Below are 15,458 nucleotides of genomic sequence, written 5' to 3'. Positions count from 1 at the left end.
TATATATTTATTAATGACGAGGAAGTATTCCTCATTTTTTATAAGCAAGTAAACTATATTTTGCCCAGATGGCGAAATGGCAGACGCAGTAGACTCAAAATCTACCGAGAAATCATGCGGGTTCGAGTCCCGCTCTGGGCACCACTAATATTAAATTACTAGTATAAAAAGGTATTCTTTTAAGAATACCTTTTTATTTTTATAATATTAAATATTATTAAACTGATAATCGACGTTCTAAAGATTGTTGTTTAACAGGCAAACGTTCTTCAGAATTTAATGCTGCTGTATTAAGTGGTTTAGGATCAGCTATTTCAACAACATGAGAAGTTGACATGACTGATTGTGTTTCCTCTCCATTATTAATTTTTTCTGGATTAAAAGGTTTATTTAATAATGGATTATTATCATCACTATCTTCAGAACTTGATGATGATGGTGAAGATGTACTGCTAGAAATATTTTCATAATTATCTTCCTCATCAAAATCATTAACATCCGAACATCAATTTTCATATAATTCCATTCAAGTATTTACTAATAAACCAGTACCAACTATTACAAGACCAGCTATTGTTTCTCAAAAAGCCGTTGATCTTTTTTTATAAAATGGTTGATCATCATCATTATTATTTGGATTACTTAATTCATGATATGCAAAAAGACTAACACCAGTAATTGCACTAGCAATAGTTATTGGTGCTAATAAACTTGCAGCTGTATTACCTATTTTTTGTCATATATTACGTTGTTGATTTATTGCATTTTCTTCATTATTAGGTGCACAACATTCTGATATTTTTTTACTAATTGTCACTATATGATTTAAACTTGAAGCTGCTGCTGTAATAAAAGCATATGTAAGAATCTGTTTAGGATCTTTTTAATAAAATTGAAATAAATGAGAGAACAACCATTTGTAAGCTAGTATTTAATTTTCTTTCACAATTTTTTCATAATCTTCTGCATTTTTCTAATCATGCAAAACTTCGTTCTACAACTCATCTTTTTGACAATACTACAAAAGAATGTAATTCATTACGTTTGATAACTTCAACATTTGCATTTATGATTGTTTTGATTTTAAAAGCAAATTTTTCACCAGTATAACCAGCATCTACTAGTATTTTTTGAACTTTAGATAAATTTTCTTTTTCATTTTCAATCATTATTATAGCACTGTTACGATCTGTTTTTTCTGCTGTGGTTATGTAAATTGCATGTGGTAAGCCTTGAGAATCAACAGCAATATGACGCTTTATTCCTGAAATTTTTTTACCAGCATCATAACCTTTATTTTTAGCAGTATCTGTGTTTTTAACACTTTGTGAATCAATTATACAAAAACTAGTTTGTTCTTTTCTACCATTATTGATACGAACTTTTCTAACTAATTTTTTTTAAAATTACTTGTCAAGTGCTAGGTTCTTTATCACTATTTTTACTTCAAATTTGAAAATAATAATATACAGTTTGTCATTTTGGAAAATTTTTTGGTAACATTCTTCATTGACATCCACTTTTTAATACATATAAAACTGCACAAAATACTTCATATAAATCTAAATTTCTTGGTTTTGTTTTCTTTTTGTTATTTTCTAAAATTGATCTTATGTTCTCAAATTGTTCTTTAGTAACATGACTTGGATAATTTTTATGCATATATACCCCTTATCTTAAAATATATAGTCATTTTACGTTATTTTATAAAAGATTCCAAACAGGTTCTAACAGGTAATGTATCTGGATTGGGTGTTGGTCAGTTGGAATGGCAACACTTTTTAGGACTATTTTTTGGTAGACATTTGTTGTTGATATTTAACTGGAGTTAAGTAGTTTAAAGTGCTGTGAATTCTTATATTGTTATATCAATTGATGTAATCAAATAATTCTAATTTTAATTGGATTAATGATGTAAAATTTTTATCATTAATAAATTCGGTTTTAAAAGTTTTAAAAGTTGCTTCAGCAACAGCATTATCATAAGGACAACCTTTTTTACTTAAAGAACGGTTAATGTTGAATGCTAGTAAAAGTTTATCAATAATTTTATTGTTAAATTCATTACCGCGATCACTATGAAATATTTGAATATCTTTTAAACAGCGATTTGATTGCATAAATGCTTGATGTACTAATGATGCATCTTTTTTAACTCCAACACTATGTCCGATAATTTCGCGGTTAAATAGGTCTATTAATAGGCAAATATAGTTTCACCTACCATTAACTTGTACATAAGTTAAATCACTAACAATAACTTCATTTTTAATCCTATTCTTAAATTTTCTATGGTGGTTAGCCCTAATTACTGGACCATATTTTGATAGATATTTCTAAATTTTTATTTGTAATATTGGTGGTTTTAAAAATTTAGAATGTATTCTTTCATAATTATAAAACATAACATATTGATTTACATCATTAATAGCTTCATTGATTGTTAAATATTGATTTGAGTCTTTAGGCAATCATTCTTGAGATAAATGTGAAAATCAATTTTCAGATATGACATTACCGCCAATATCATATGGTTGTTTTTTGCTCATTTTGTAATTTCTTGACAATAAAATTCGTTGGCGTTATCTGAATGTAAAATAACGTTTTTTATTTGATTTCAAGAAAATTGGTTGTTTATTTTTTCAAGTGCAGGAAGAATTAAATCTTGATATGATTTATTTGAAAATGTATTATAACTAACAACATTATTTGAATAAAAATCAATAATTACAAAAAGATATAGTCAACCTTCTTTGGTGTTTATTTGTTTAGTATCCATTGATCAAATTTGATTTGAAGCGGTTGTACTTTTGTAATCTTTGTTTACTTTATCCATTGTAGGTATTCACTTATTTGGATTTTTTTTGTTTTTAGGATAGTTATTTTTAGTTTGTTTTAATCCTTGAATATTGTGTTTTTTCATAATTTTTCGCATTTGTTTTGTTGATAATTCTATATTTAAAATGATATTTTTCTCTTGTTTTAATCACTCTTTAAAAGCTGAAAAAATTCTTAAATATCCATAAATTCTACCTTTTCTTGTAGAATGAAATTCGATTAAAAGTTGGCATAATTCTTGATATTTATGATTGCAATTAATAATATGATTTTTTTCTTTTTTAATAAGTTTTTGTTTATTTTTTAAAAAGTAATATGTTGATCTGTTTAATTGAAGATATTGACATAAGTTTCTAATTGAATATTGATTTTTGCAATCATCGATAATTTTAATTTTTTCTTTGATATTTAATTTGTTAATTATTAATGCTATTTGTTTAATTTTATCCATTAATAAAAATCCTTTCAGGTCAAAATTAGTGTTCATTATATAACACAATTGTTTTTAGAATACATTCAGATTTTTTAAATTAATGGTCTAGTAAAAAGGGCTAAGTGGCCCCATCCAAGTTAAGTAAAGCTACTGCTAGTGGTAATAATGGTGCTGTTGCAAAACTTTCTACTGTTAATAAATTATTAATCCTTACATTATTAATATTTCAATATCTTAATATTAAATTAGTTAACGAAATTTTTGAATTAATTGCTCCTTCCCCCATAAAACATAATGCTGGTGCTAGTGATAATACTCCATCTTGATATAATAAATAGTTACCCCCAGTTACCATTCAATTACCAAGAGTAAGTAACACATCTCTTATAGTAGGTACTACCCTATTTCTATTATTAGTTGATATTAAATCATTTGATAATAATTGTTCTGTAGAAGAATAACTTCTTGCTGGTGATGAATCCATATTTTTCATCCTTTCTAAAAAATAATTTAAAGTAATAAAATTAATATAAAAACACCCATATTAAGAATTACAATCCTTAAATATGAGCTAAACTCTAGTCTTTATTTATTACTTGTTGTATTATAACCCTATATTAAATAAATGAAAGTAATATAATCATTAATATTGAAATTATGAAAAATAATTTTAATAACTTAAATAATTAAATTAATAATATTAAAAATAAATTTTTATTATTTCCTTATATAAGGAGGAGTTTTATTTTTTAATATTACTTTTTTAAAATTTACTTAAAAACCTTGTTTTTTCTTATTATTTATTTGTAATAATATCATTTTATTAAATAAAATAAAATTTTGATTTTCTATATATTTTCCAATACACATTATTAATAAATAACATCGCAAAATTTTATTTACTGAAATTGGTTTTAATAAAATATTTTTTTTGTATAATTAACTGTTATAAAGGAGGTCATTTATTAATATGAAAAAACAACGCTTAAATATCTCAAAATTAGGATTCTTACTTTCAGTAATGGGTTCGGCAGTAGGATTAGGTGGTATTTGAGGATTTCCAACTCAAATGTATAACCATCATGGTGCTTTTCTAATCCCTTTTTTAATATGTATGGTAATTTGTGCAATACCAGTTTTATTTATTGAAATGACAATTGGTAATAAATATCGAAAAAATCATATTGAATTTTTTAGTGAGGTTGGAGGTAAAAAGGGTGCTTTTTTCTCTTGATTGCATTCAACAACCGTTATTTTACTAAGTACTTATTATAGTGTTTTAGTAGGATGAACTTTAATTAATATTATTATTAGTTTTACTTCTAATTTAAATAAAGGTTCTTATTTTTATCATAATATTTTACAACAAACAAATGATCAAGATATTAGCAATTTAAATAGCCTAGGTAACTTAAATTGAATGATTTTACTTGCAACAATTGGTGTCTGAATTATTTTGGGTATCATTCTACTAGGTGGTGTTGAAAAAGGAATTGAAAAAGCCAATAAAATTATGATTCCATTTTTATTTTTAATGATTATTATTTTAGCAATTTATACTAGTACATTATCAGGTGCTAAACTTGGATTAAATGTAATGTTTGATTTAGATGCTAAAGAATTATTAAATCCTAGATTATGAAAAGATGCTTTTGGTCAATCATTCTTTATGTTATCAACATGTACAGGAACCATTTATATTTATGCAGCTCATGCTCCCAAAAAACAAGATAGTACTAATCAAGCTTTTGTAGTAGCCTTTGGTACTAGCGTTATTGGTATATTAACAACAATTATTGTTTTTAATTCAATAGGTGCAATTGCTCAAAATCAAGGTAAAACTGATATTAAAGATGTATTTCAAGCAGGACCTGCTTTGATTTTCCAAGTAATACCACAATTATTTACTATTATTAATAATCAAGTTCCTATTTTAGGAAATATTTTAGCAATATTATTTTTTGTTACACTTTTCTTTGCGGGTATGTCCTCACTAATTGGTCAAGTTGAATCAATGGTAAATGGTCTAGAATATGAAATTCATTTAAAGCGCAAACAAGCATTAGCAATATCATTATTAGGAGCAATGGCAGTATCAGTATTATTCACCTTTAGTAATTCACCAGCGCTGTTTAATGGGCTAGCAATCTGAGTAGCACAAATTTGACTACTAATAATTGGGTTTATTTTATTAATTGGTATTAGTCCATATGGCTGAAAACTATATGATACATTAAAATTATATAATAATGAAAATTCATGAATGAAATGAACAAAAGGATATAAAATAGTAATTTTAATTATCGCACCAATTTTAATTTTAATTAATATTGCTACTGGTATCTATGATTTTATTATTAATATTATCAATGCTAATTTTGTTTATGGTACAGTTGGTCTAACACTTGGTGTTGGGTTAGTTTTACTTTTAACTTTTATCTTAACTTATCATAAAAATATTCATAATGGTTTTAATAAATTATTTAAAATAAAAACAAAAACTGAAAGAGGTTAAAAAACATGGATGTTGGAGCAATTATTTTAATGGTAATTTCTTTAGTAAGTATTATTGGTCTTTTTATTTTCTTTGTCATAATGGATTTTAAGAGTCATAAAAAACAAAAAAGAAAAGAAAAAAACAAAGAATAATATTTTTTAAAATATTTTAGTATACTTATGATAAAGTATTATAATTAGGTTTTTTTGTAATCTGGCATTTTGATGCCAGATTACAAAACTTATTATTAAATGGTGAGTGAAATGGAAAAAAATAAATTAAAACAAATTTTATTAATTAGCAAAATAACTTTAACAATTGCTTCTTTATTTTTATTTTTAGTTTGATTAATGTTTATGACTAATAATTTTTTTCCTAAATCTCAAAACTCATTTGTTGCCAAAATTATGAATACTTCAATTCAAATTATGATTTGACCAATTACTAGTATAATTCTATTTATTTTTATTATGCCAATATGAGTTACTAATAAAAAACAAATTTTATTAGTATTTTTAACATTGTCACTAATTATCACAATATTGTGCACAACTTTTCTTTTTAGTTTAAATATTAATAAATTCTGAATTATATGATTAATTGCTCATTTTTTTGCTATAGCTTCAATTATTTTTGTCATTGTTTCTTATTTCTTTAAAGAAAAACTTCTTTTATTTAAAAAGAAAAAATAAAAAGAAAAAAAATAAACATATTGAAAAAAAGATTAAAAAATAATTTTTTTTAACTTGTTTATCAAAAGTAGTTGACTTTAATTTTAGTAATATGATATAAATACATGGTGGTTAACATAACTGCGGGTGTCGTATAATGGTATTATTACAGCCTTCCAAGCTGAAGACGTGGGTTCGATTCCCATCACCCGCTCCATTATAAAATAATAAAAGCCGTAATTAATACGCCTTTTTTTATTTTATAATGGTTTATATTTTAGGACCTTTTTTAGTTTGTAGTACTGCTGCTGTTTCTTCATCACTAGAATTATTGCAAGCACATTTATTAACTATTTCTGCTCATGAATTTACTGGATACATAACTAAAGACATTCCATTAGTTCTTTCTGGTAATGATTCTAAATATTTTATTTTATTATTTGTGCATTCTTCTAAATTAATTTTCATTAGTTATCCCCTACTTCTTTTAAAATTCGACTATTAAAAGCATCTGCTAAGAACTTATAAACTTTTACTTCAGAAATATTTTTTAAATCATAACAATTAATGATATCAGTTAATTTTAAAATCACATCATGATATTTTATAAAGTAAGTTTTATTTTCAACATTTGCTCACTTTTCTAAATTCATTGCATAATAAATTATTCCATCTCTATAAAATTGTGATTTCATATTTCTCACTCCTTTAAACGATATAATAAAACAAAAAACCTAATTTAAATACAAAAATTTAAACGAGGTCTATAAAAAAACCAAAATATTTTGTTCCAAAGTTTCTTTAAAACTTTAATACAATTGTAACTCATTTACAAGAAATTCCAAGTAAAATCAATAAAAAAAATTAATAACTTAAAATTAATATAAAGAGATAAATAAAGATTACAAATGTAATCTTTATTTATAATTGTCCTGAAATTGTTTTTAAAACAAAATTTTTTATATTCACTGATTGGAACTTCAGTTTTATTTATTAAATCACTCACTTGTTTTTGTCATTTTTTTAACTAATCTTTTCATCTCTACATAGTCAGGTGTAACAATAGAAACAAAAATAATCATTTGTTTCATAATTTGTAACTCAACCTCACAATGTTTGTTATTGACTAATCTGGGGTCTCAAGCATAAGCAAGAACTGTTCTATTGCTTACTGCTACTTTAATTAATTTGTTTTAATTTTATCTTTAGGAATTTCTTTTAATCTTTTTTCCTTTTCTTTAAAACTTTAATTTAATAAAAATCCTAACATAGAGATATATCTATATTAAGACTGAACAGTTATTAAATTATGAATATATAATAACATAAAAAATAATACTTTTGATGAAAATTATAATTAACACTTATATAAGTATTAATATTTAATTTCATATACATGTATTTTTTATAAACAATTCAATTATAAAACTTCTAAGGAGGTAACTATTTCTAATTAAACAATAGTTATCTAATACAAAAATAAATGAAAAATATCTATATTTAATATAGATACTATGATATAATTTTCCTAAAATTAATATAAGTTTTTACCTATTTACTTTTATTTTAAAGTAAATAGGTTTTTAATTTGAAAAAGGAGATATTTAGAAGTGCTATATAGTAAAAAATCAGAAAATCTTATAACAGAAAAAGAAAAAACAACAACAAATTCAAGAAAAATTAAACCACAATTACCAATAACAACATCTCTTGCTGAAATATTACTAAATAATAATGAAAAACTTGTTGGTACTATTACTAGTGATCAGTATCTTAATAAAGATAACAAACAAGTACCATTATATAAACTAATTAAAAGTTCAGAACCAAATAAAAAAATAAACATTAAAGCAATAAATTCTATTAAAAATGACAAACAACCAACAACAATTCTAAATAAAACCAATTCACAATCAATATAAAAATAAAATAAAATTATTAAAGATTGAAATTGAAATTTTTAATAATTTTATTTTTTATTATTTAATTCAAAGTTTATGTTTAGATTAACTACTAAAATTTATTTTCTTCTTATTTTATAGTATGATTTACCTATAAACTTAATTTTTTATTATAAAGGAGAAATAATAATGAATGTACTAAAAACATATGAGATTTGAAAAAAGCAAAACTTACCGCAACACTTAAAAAAACAATTAACTACAATGTCTAAAAGTGAAATTGAAGATGCTTTTACTACAACTTTAGAATTTGGTACAGCTGGCATGCGTGGTATTACTGGAGTTGGTACCGGCAGAATTAATGAAATTATTATTATGAAGGCAACTGTCGCATTTATTCAATATTTAAAATCTGCCTTTTCTGAAAAAGACTTACTTCGTGGTGTTATTATTGCTCATGATAATCGTCACTTTTCAGCAGAATTTACAATGTTAACAGCAAAAACTTTAGCTAAACATAAAATTCCTGTTTTTTTATTTAAAAATAATGATTTAAGACCAACACCAGTACTTTCATATAGTATTAGAAAAGTTAATGCTCTTGCTGGAATTGTTATTACAGCCAGTCATAATCCTCCTGAATATAATGGTTATAAAATTTATGATCAATATGGCTGTCAATTTCTTCCTAATGTTACCAATATAATTAGCAATAAAATGGAACAATTGCCTGATGATTTTCAATTAACATTCGATTATGATACTAACCTAATTAAAGAAGTGCCTTCAACAGTAGAAGATAATTATCGTGACGATATTAAAAATTTACAGTTTTATCCACAAGTTAAAAATCGTAACTTTAAAATTGTATTTTCTAATCTACACGGTACTAGTCGTGAATGAGTTAAACCAATTTTAGAACAATGCGGTTATGAAATTATTTTAGTAACAGAGCAAGCTAACTATGATCCTGATTTTAAAGGTGTAGTGTCGCCCAATCCCGAAGTAAAACCAACATTTGATTTAGCAATTAAACATGCTAAAAAACATGATGCACCATTAATTATTTTAAATGATCCTGATGCTGATCGCATTGGTATTGCTGTAAAACATAATAATGATTATGTATTATTAACAGGTAATGAAACAGCACCAATTTTATTAGAATATTTATTAAGCCATTATCAACTTAATAAAACAATGCCAAAAAATCCTGTTATGTACAATACATTTGTTACTTCAAATTTATCTGATATGATTGCTAAATCATATGGATGTCAAGTTATTAAAACGTTAACTGGTTTTAAATGAATTGGTGCAGAAATGCTAAAAGAAAAAGCACGTAACATTAACTTTGTTTTTGGTTTTGAAGAAGCATATGGTTATGTTATTAAAGATATTACTCGTGACAAAGATGGTATTCAATCAGCAATAGTAGCAGCAGAAGCGGCTTGATATTATCAAAAGTCACAAAAAACATTAGTTGATGTTTTAGAAAATATTTATCAAAAATTTGGATATTATTACTGTTATACTGTTAATCTTATTTTAAAAGGCAAAACAGGACAAAATACTATTAATAATATGTTAGAAACATTAAGAACTAGTAAAATACCAACACTTAATAATATTAAAACAATTAAAGTTGAAGATTATCAAACTGGTTTACATGGAATGCCATCGCAAAATTTACTAAAATTTTACTTCAGTGATGGTTCATGATTTGCTGTTAGACCTAGTGGAACTGAGCCAAAAATTAAATTCTATTTTGTTTGTGTTGATAAAACCATTAATGATGCACAATTAAAAATGAGAAAAATGTATGAAGAATTAGCTATCAAATATCTAAATATCAAAGATATAAAATGATAGAAAGGAACTAAAAAATGACTGTAATTAAAGATATTAAACCTAATAATGTTTTAAGTTTAGTAGTAATTATTAATCGAGTAATTCAAGGTGTTGCTTCTAACAATACTAATTATTTAAACTTACAATTACAAGATAAAACTGGGACAATTTCAGCAAGAATTTGAGACGTAAGCAAAGAAACTATTGAACAATTAACAATAGGACAAGTAATTAAAATTGAAGCAAATAGCATTAATTATAATAATGAAATACAACTAAAAATTAATAATTGAACTATTATTACTAATCCTAGTGAATATTATGATTTATTACTTACACAAGCACCAATTAATATTATTGAAGCATGAACTGAAATTAGTCAAACAATAAAGGAATTTAAAAATCCAATTTTAAAAAAAGTATTAATCCAATGTTTTAATAAAAAAAATATTGATGATTATAAGAAGTGACCAGCAGCAGTTAAAATGCATCATGCTGTTCAAAGCGGTTTATTATGACACTCAGTAACAATGTTAAGAATGGCAAAACAAGTAGTAGCACTTTATAATGATCGTAATATTAATAGTGAACTATTATATGCAGGAATCATTATGCATGATTATGGAAAAATGGTTGAATTAAATAATAATCCTATTAGTTCATATACACTATCAGGTAAAATGATTGGTCATATTTCATTAGGCGCAATGCAAGTTACACTCGCTTGTAAGGAATTAAATATTAACTTAGAAGAAGAAATCGTAGTTTTATTACAGCATCTAATATTAGCTAGTCATGGTAAATATGAATATGGTTCACCTGTCTTACCAAAAACAATAGAAGCTGAAATTTTACATCATTTAGATAACTTAGATGCAAAGATCTATGCAATTGATGAAGCATTGGTTAATATTAATGTTGGTGAATCAACTGCTCGTATTGCAAGTATTGAAAATAGAATGTTCTATAAACATCAAAATTTAAAAGAAAAAAATAAAAAAGTTTAAATAATAAAAACTCTCTTTTAATTAAAAGAGAGTTTATTTTTTATCATAAATTTTAATAAATTAATTTATATTTATTTTTATCCTATAAAAATAACCAGTTTCTGTATTACCATAAAAAATCAATACATTTGCTTCTTTATCTGATTCTTTATCTTTAAATCAATCATTAGGTACTGGCTTTTCATTTTTATCATAAATTTCATTTTCATTTCTAAGCTTATTAAAATCAATTTTTTCTTTATACATACCTTTTAATAAAACTTTAACAGCTAATTCTGAATCTTTTTGTAATTTTTTTAATTTATTTATAACATCTGTTACTGCTTCTTGTTTATTCATTGTTGCTTTAGTTGAAGTTGCTGGTGCTCATGAAGCGAATGGCAAAGTTGTCTTTGCAAAATAATTTTGGGAGGTTCCCAAAAACGTAGGAAAATTAATTACTATATAATTAACTTATTTCCAGATGAATTATTTTAAAAATCATTAAAATTAGACAAAATTACTCTCTTTAACCTTTAAATTTTTAAATTTATATTCGACGTATTTTAAAAAATATACATTTAAAAAATAAAAATTATTATCAAAGTTATTAAGGAAAAAGACAAGAAATAATCTTGTCTTTTTTTGTAATTGTAAAATTTTAAAATTTTTAATAACCCTCTTTAATACTATTATCAACACGTGTTAGGGAACTAAAAAAGTGAACTACAACACAGTTGTTAAAAATAGTAGCTAGAACATGTGGACTTGCATGTATAAATAATAAGTGGAGTGATACCTAATAAAATATACTAACCAGTAATGGTAATTCTTGGGGTGGGAGCGAATTGGAAACTAGTATATATAGACCTGCTTAGGGAACCTACTATATTAATTCTATTCTTTATTTAACCAACCTTGCCACTCCCCAGTGAGCAAGTGTTGGTTTTATTTTTTATTTTTTTTGAAAAATTTTTTGGGCGAGAAAATAAATTTCAAACTTGTAAAAAAAATTGAGCGGTGCCGGTTCAATTAAAATATTAATTTGTTTAACACAAATTAAATAAATATTGAATCGAATGCCTCAATGTTTTTTAAAATTTCATAATTTATTTTTGAGCCCAGAATTGCTGGAATGAATAAAACTAATAGTATTAATAATATAAAAATAAAAATATATATTCTTTATGCTACAAGCAACAGAATATATTAGAAAGAACTATTATGAAAAAGTATTTTTGTTGAACATGTAAACAACATAAATTAGATTATTTATTCTTTAATACTAATGATATAAAAACAAGAAAAAACTTTTTAAGAGACAAAAACGGTAAAGCAATTTGTTATGACTGTATCTTAAATATTAGGTTAAGTAGGAGGTATAAATATGAATAAACAAAAATCATTTTCTTATAAAGACCAAGAAATTATTAATGAATATAATAAAAAACGTAATCAAGAAATAACAAAAGAACATTTAAATAATATAGAAAAATTAAGAGAAGGTTTTAAAAAAGAAATAATTAATGAATATAAAGAAAAAATAATTAATAGAATACTTGATTATGAAACCTTTTATATTGGTGATACACAAGGTTTAACTCCATTCGGATTTATTATTAAATTAAGATATGAAATCAAAAATGGAAACTTTGATTAATAATGCAATATGACTTAATTATTGGAATTGACCCTGCTGGAATTGGTAATAATGGAATTGTTATATATTCAAATGAAACTAATAGTATTGTTTTAAATAAAACATTTAAAACAAAAACTATTTTAGAAAGTAAAGATTTTTATAAAATATATTTTCAAATAACTAAAAACAAATTTATTGATAAAAAAATATTAGTTATTGTAGAAAATTTCTTTTTAACTTCAAAACAATTATTAACTAATCCATTAGCAACTCCTAAAATTATTGGTGCATTAATGGTATTAGTAGAAGACGTTATGAATTGAGATTATCTAGAAAGTGAACCAAAAAATAAAACTAAAATAGAAAATTATAAAGGAAATATAAAATTAACAAAACATGAACAAGATGCTTATAAACATATTCAATATTATTTAAAAAATCATAAAAAAATATTAATTTTTGATAATTATTTAAGGAAATTATAAAAATGAAAGATAAAACAAATTATGTCAAATTAACAGTAAAACTTAGTAACACTATTGAAGCAAAATATTACGAAAAAGGTAATAAAGAATTATATTATAGTGTTCGTGGTCAATGAAATGGATTAAACTATGTTACTTTAATTTTTAATAAACCAAAACTTTATAGACGCTGTATTTTATTAAACAAAAACGATGAAATTATAGTAACTGGTGAAATCTTTAATACTTTAAATATTCAAAAAAATCGTGCATTTTGTTCAATTAATGTTAAATGATTTAAAAAATGAAAAGAGTAAAAAATGATATTATGAAAAATTTTATTAATAGTACCAATATTAATAACAAGTATAACACTAATAATAATTTTAATATTTATTATTAAAGAATTAAAAAATGAATATAAAGTATTGAAAATATTAAATGAAATTGCTAATCAAATTGAAAATAAGGAAATAAAATAATGAAATGTTTTCTTTGTATGGATGGAGAAATATATTCCCCAAAAACCTTATATAAAATAAAAAAACTGAAAAATTTAATTTATAAAGATAGAGATATTGATAGTGAAGATTTTAAAAAAAGATATGAATATCTTTTAAAAAAATTAGGTGACATTGATAAACAAATAATTTTAATAAATTTATTAATACATCAAGAAAAAAATATAGAAAGGAAAGTAAATAATGAATAAAGAAAATATACCATGTTGTTTTAGTGAAGTTAATGAAGTTGGTAAACATATAACTAATTGTACTAATTTACCAACAAAATTAGATAAAGATAATGTTCAAATAAGATATTTTTGTGAAGAACATATGATTAAAGTTGAAAATATAAGAAGAAAAATGGCTCAAAAATATATTAATGAATATAAAGAAAAATTACTTGAACATATTAAAAATATAAATTTTAAAGGAATTTTCGGTTTATTAATTGAAAAAATAGAAAATGGAGAAATTGACTAATGATTATATTACCTACTTTATTTGAAAATAAAGATGAAATTGAAATATTATCACCATTTCCAAAAGCAATTCATACAAGTAATGATATTAGAGCAATTATTTTAAGACAATACCCAAATGTTAAATCAAAACACATAATTGTTTCTGACCCTGAAAGTAATGTTGCATTAATAGTTGGTGATAATGATGTTTATCAAGGTTGAATTAAAGTAACAATTAAAAAATTAAAGGAGATTAAAATGGGTTATAAAGAAAAAATTAAAATTAGAATTCATGAATTTGAATTATATGCTTATCAAGTAAATACTTTATTAGATATTGTAAGAGAAATGTTAAAAGCAAATAAAGGAGAATAAAATGCCAAACGAAAATACACAATCAAATTATACTTTAACTAAATTAATTAGAACTGGTATAAGTCCAATTTGTGCAATGATTGGTACAAGTGCTTATTATGGTCAAGTAATAGGTAATCCAGTATTAGGTTCAATTAATAGTTTATTATTTGGTAAAAAATTAGGTTTAGATATATGAAATTTAAATCAAAGACCAAATACTAAAACTAAATTAATTAATAGTAGTAAAAAAATATTACTAGGTTTAGGAACAATTGGTTTAGCAAATTATAGTAAATGAACAGAAAATAATATTACTCCAATTATTCCAACAACACCAACTCCAATAACTACTACAACTACAACAGAAGGTCCTCCATGATTAAATTGATGATAATGAATTTTATAAATATGGTTGGTCTGAAAAAGGTAAAAGATTATTTGATAATAAACCTGCATATAAAATAAAGAGAATGAGTATAATTGGTGCACTAAATAAAGGTAAATTAAAAGCTCTATGAGCATTTGAAGGACATTGCAATAGTAAAATTTTTGAATCATATGTTAAAAATATACTAATTCCAGTATTAAAGTGTGGACAAATTATAGTTTTAGATAATGCGACGTTTCATAAATCTAAAGCAACAAAACAATTAATTGAAAATGCTGGATGCAAACTATTATTTCTTCCACCATATTCTCCTAATTTAAATCCAATTGAACATTTTTGATTTGCTATAAAACATAATATAAGAAAAATATTACCAAATTATTGACCAAATATTAAAAACGCGATTGATTTTGTTTTTCAAGATATGAGTAAACATTACTTTAGTTAGCTATATTTTAAAATA

At 23.7% G+C, this 15,458-nt stretch carries 23 protein-coding genes, 2 tRNA genes and 1 pseudogene; 16 read left to right on the top strand and 10 right to left on the bottom strand.

Going from position 1 to position 15,458, the window contains the following annotated elements; genetic code table 4:
- The first annotated feature begins 62 nt into the window (after positions 1 to 62).
- A tRNA-Leu gene (locus AACL11_RS09830) sits at positions 63 to 144 on the top strand.
- A gap of 73 nt (positions 145 to 217) precedes the next feature.
- On the opposite strand, the gene AACL11_RS09825 is transcribed toward AACL11_RS09830, so the two are convergent.
- The 6 genes and pseudogenes from AACL11_RS09825 to AACL11_RS09800 form a co-directional block, all read right to left on the bottom strand.
- Positions 218 to 817, bottom strand: a complete 600-nt coding sequence (locus AACL11_RS09825; RefSeq protein WP_338987670.1) for a hypothetical protein — start codon at positions 815 to 817, stop codon at positions 218 to 220.
- A gap of 55 nt (positions 818 to 872) precedes the next feature.
- Positions 873 to 1,662, bottom strand: a protein-coding gene (locus AACL11_RS09820) for an IS5 family transposase (protein ID WP_422397932.1) whose coding sequence is annotated in 2 segments (ribosomal slippage) — positions 873 to 1,395 and positions 1,394 to 1,662 — 792 coding nt in all. Because the reading frame shifts where the segments join, the coding sequence is not laid out codon by codon here.
- Positions 1,663 to 1,787: 125 nt separating this feature from the next.
- A pseudogene (locus tag AACL11_RS09815) lies at positions 1,788 to 2,291 on the bottom strand (IS3 family transposase); the annotation flags it as partial.
- Positions 2,292 to 2,336: 45 nt separating this feature from the next.
- Positions 2,337 to 2,549, bottom strand: coding sequence for an IS3 family transposase (locus tag AACL11_RS09810; RefSeq protein ID WP_338987667.1), 213 nt, complete (start codon positions 2,547 to 2,549; stop codon positions 2,337 to 2,339).
- Positions 2,444 to 3,325, bottom strand: coding sequence for a DDE-type integrase/transposase/recombinase (locus AACL11_RS09805; protein ID WP_338987665.1), 882 nt, complete (start codon positions 3,323 to 3,325; stop codon positions 2,444 to 2,446). The genes AACL11_RS09810 and AACL11_RS09805 overlap by 106 nt, the downstream gene beginning before the upstream one ends.
- Before the next feature lie 64 nt (positions 3,326 to 3,389).
- Positions 3,390 to 3,755 carry a hypothetical protein gene (locus AACL11_RS09800; protein ID WP_338987663.1) on the bottom strand — a complete coding sequence of 122 codons (366 nt, stop codon included), beginning with the start codon at positions 3,753 to 3,755 and terminating at the stop codon, positions 3,390 to 3,392.
- 486 nt (positions 3,756 to 4,241) lie between these two features.
- Here AACL11_RS09800 and AACL11_RS09795 point away from each other — a divergent pair, with 486 nt between their 5' ends.
- Positions 4,242 to 5,786 (top strand): sodium-dependent transporter, encoded by a 1,545-nt coding sequence (locus AACL11_RS09795; protein ID WP_338987661.1) that lies wholly within the window; start codon positions 4,242 to 4,244, stop codon positions 5,784 to 5,786.
- A 5-nt stretch (positions 5,787 to 5,791) separates the two neighbouring features.
- Positions 5,792 to 5,920: a hypothetical protein gene (locus tag AACL11_RS09790; RefSeq protein ID WP_255495923.1), complete on the top strand. Its 129-nt coding sequence runs from the start codon at positions 5,792 to 5,794 to the stop codon at positions 5,918 to 5,920.
- A 95-nt stretch (positions 5,921 to 6,015) separates the two neighbouring features.
- On the opposite strand, the gene AACL11_RS09785 is transcribed toward AACL11_RS09790, so the two are convergent.
- Positions 6,016 to 6,408 (bottom strand): hypothetical protein, encoded by a 393-nt coding sequence (locus tag AACL11_RS09785; RefSeq protein ID WP_338987659.1) that lies wholly within the window; start codon positions 6,406 to 6,408, stop codon positions 6,016 to 6,018.
- A 174-nt stretch (positions 6,409 to 6,582) separates the two neighbouring features.
- Here AACL11_RS09785 and AACL11_RS09780 point away from each other — a divergent pair.
- Positions 6,583 to 6,656: transfer RNA gene (locus tag AACL11_RS09780), tRNA-Gly, on the top strand.
- Between the two features lie 53 nt (positions 6,657 to 6,709).
- On the opposite strand, the gene AACL11_RS09775 is transcribed toward AACL11_RS09780, so the two are convergent.
- The gene (locus AACL11_RS09775) at positions 6,710 to 6,907 is read right to left on the bottom strand and encodes a hypothetical protein (protein WP_338987657.1); all 198 of its coding nucleotides are present in this window, start codon (positions 6,905 to 6,907) and stop codon (positions 6,710 to 6,712) included.
- Entirely contained in the window at positions 6,907 to 7,134 is a 228-nt protein-coding gene (locus AACL11_RS09770) for a hypothetical protein (protein WP_174481002.1), read from the bottom strand. The genes AACL11_RS09775 and AACL11_RS09770 overlap by 1 nt, the downstream gene beginning before the upstream one ends.
- A gap of 915 nt (positions 7,135 to 8,049) precedes the next feature.
- Between AACL11_RS09770 and AACL11_RS09765 the strand changes: the two genes are divergently transcribed.
- The 3 genes from AACL11_RS09765 (at position 8,050) to AACL11_RS09755 (ending at position 11,198) form a co-directional block, all read left to right on the top strand.
- The gene (locus AACL11_RS09765; protein ID WP_252318979.1) at positions 8,050 to 8,361 is read left to right on the top strand and encodes a hypothetical protein; all 312 of its coding nucleotides are present in this window, start codon (positions 8,050 to 8,052) and stop codon (positions 8,359 to 8,361) included.
- A 168-nt stretch (positions 8,362 to 8,529) separates the two neighbouring features.
- Positions 8,530 to 10,212, top strand: coding sequence for a phospho-sugar mutase (locus AACL11_RS09760; protein WP_338987654.1), 1,683 nt, complete (start codon positions 8,530 to 8,532; stop codon positions 10,210 to 10,212).
- Between the two features lie 14 nt (positions 10,213 to 10,226).
- Positions 10,227 to 11,198: a 3'-5' exoribonuclease YhaM family protein gene (locus AACL11_RS09755; RefSeq protein ID WP_252318981.1), complete on the top strand. Its 972-nt coding sequence runs from the start codon at positions 10,227 to 10,229 to the stop codon at positions 11,196 to 11,198.
- 60 nt (positions 11,199 to 11,258) lie between these two features.
- On the opposite strand, the gene AACL11_RS09750 is transcribed toward AACL11_RS09755, so the two are convergent.
- Positions 11,259 to 11,618, bottom strand: a complete 360-nt coding sequence (locus AACL11_RS09750) for a hypothetical protein (RefSeq protein WP_338987652.1) — start codon at positions 11,616 to 11,618, stop codon at positions 11,259 to 11,261.
- A gap of 946 nt (positions 11,619 to 12,564) precedes the next feature.
- Between AACL11_RS09750 and AACL11_RS09745 the strand changes: the two genes are divergently transcribed.
- Genes AACL11_RS09745 through AACL11_RS09705 form a run of 9 tightly spaced genes read left to right on the top strand, consistent with a single transcriptional unit; the run spans position 12,565 to position 15,443 of the window.
- Complete coding sequence (locus AACL11_RS09745; protein ID WP_338987650.1) at positions 12,565 to 12,837, top strand: hypothetical protein; 273 nt, start codon at positions 12,565 to 12,567, stop codon at positions 12,835 to 12,837.
- 2 nt (positions 12,838 to 12,839) lie between these two features.
- Positions 12,840 to 13,304, top strand: coding sequence for a hypothetical protein (locus AACL11_RS09740; RefSeq protein WP_338987648.1), 465 nt, complete (start codon positions 12,840 to 12,842; stop codon positions 13,302 to 13,304).
- Positions 13,305 to 13,306: 2 nt separating this feature from the next.
- On the top strand, positions 13,307 to 13,600 hold the full coding sequence (locus AACL11_RS09735; RefSeq protein WP_338962887.1) for a hypothetical protein: 294 nt from the start codon (positions 13,307 to 13,309) through the stop codon (positions 13,598 to 13,600).
- 3 nt (positions 13,601 to 13,603) lie between these two features.
- Positions 13,604 to 13,765 (top strand): hypothetical protein, encoded by a 162-nt coding sequence (locus AACL11_RS09730; RefSeq protein WP_338975126.1) that lies wholly within the window; start codon positions 13,604 to 13,606, stop codon positions 13,763 to 13,765.
- 17 nt (positions 13,766 to 13,782) lie between these two features.
- Complete coding sequence (locus AACL11_RS09725; protein ID WP_338987646.1) at positions 13,783 to 13,995, top strand: hypothetical protein; 213 nt, start codon at positions 13,783 to 13,785, stop codon at positions 13,993 to 13,995.
- Positions 13,988 to 14,269, top strand: a complete 282-nt coding sequence (locus tag AACL11_RS09720) for a hypothetical protein (protein WP_338987645.1) — start codon at positions 13,988 to 13,990, stop codon at positions 14,267 to 14,269. The genes AACL11_RS09725 and AACL11_RS09720 overlap by 8 nt, the downstream gene beginning before the upstream one ends.
- Positions 14,269 to 14,625, top strand: coding sequence for a hypothetical protein (locus tag AACL11_RS09715; RefSeq protein WP_338987644.1), 357 nt, complete (start codon positions 14,269 to 14,271; stop codon positions 14,623 to 14,625). The genes AACL11_RS09720 and AACL11_RS09715 overlap by 1 nt, the downstream gene beginning before the upstream one ends.
- A gap of 1 nt (position 14,626) precedes the next feature.
- Positions 14,627 to 15,001, top strand: coding sequence for a hypothetical protein (locus tag AACL11_RS09710; RefSeq protein ID WP_338987643.1), 375 nt, complete (start codon positions 14,627 to 14,629; stop codon positions 14,999 to 15,001).
- Positions 14,991 to 15,443 (top strand): IS630 family transposase, encoded by a 453-nt coding sequence (locus AACL11_RS09705; protein WP_338988519.1) that lies wholly within the window; start codon positions 14,991 to 14,993, stop codon positions 15,441 to 15,443. The genes AACL11_RS09710 and AACL11_RS09705 overlap by 11 nt, the downstream gene beginning before the upstream one ends.
- Positions 15,444 to 15,458 lie beyond the last annotated feature (15 nt).

It is taken from the genome of Spiroplasma endosymbiont of Dasysyrphus albostriatus, assembly GCF_964019495.1.
In the GTDB taxonomy this organism is placed as follows: Bacteria; Bacillota_I; Bacilli_A; order Mycoplasmatales; family VBWQ01; genus Spiroplasma_E.
This window is presented reverse-complemented; position numbering and strand designations above follow the sequence as displayed.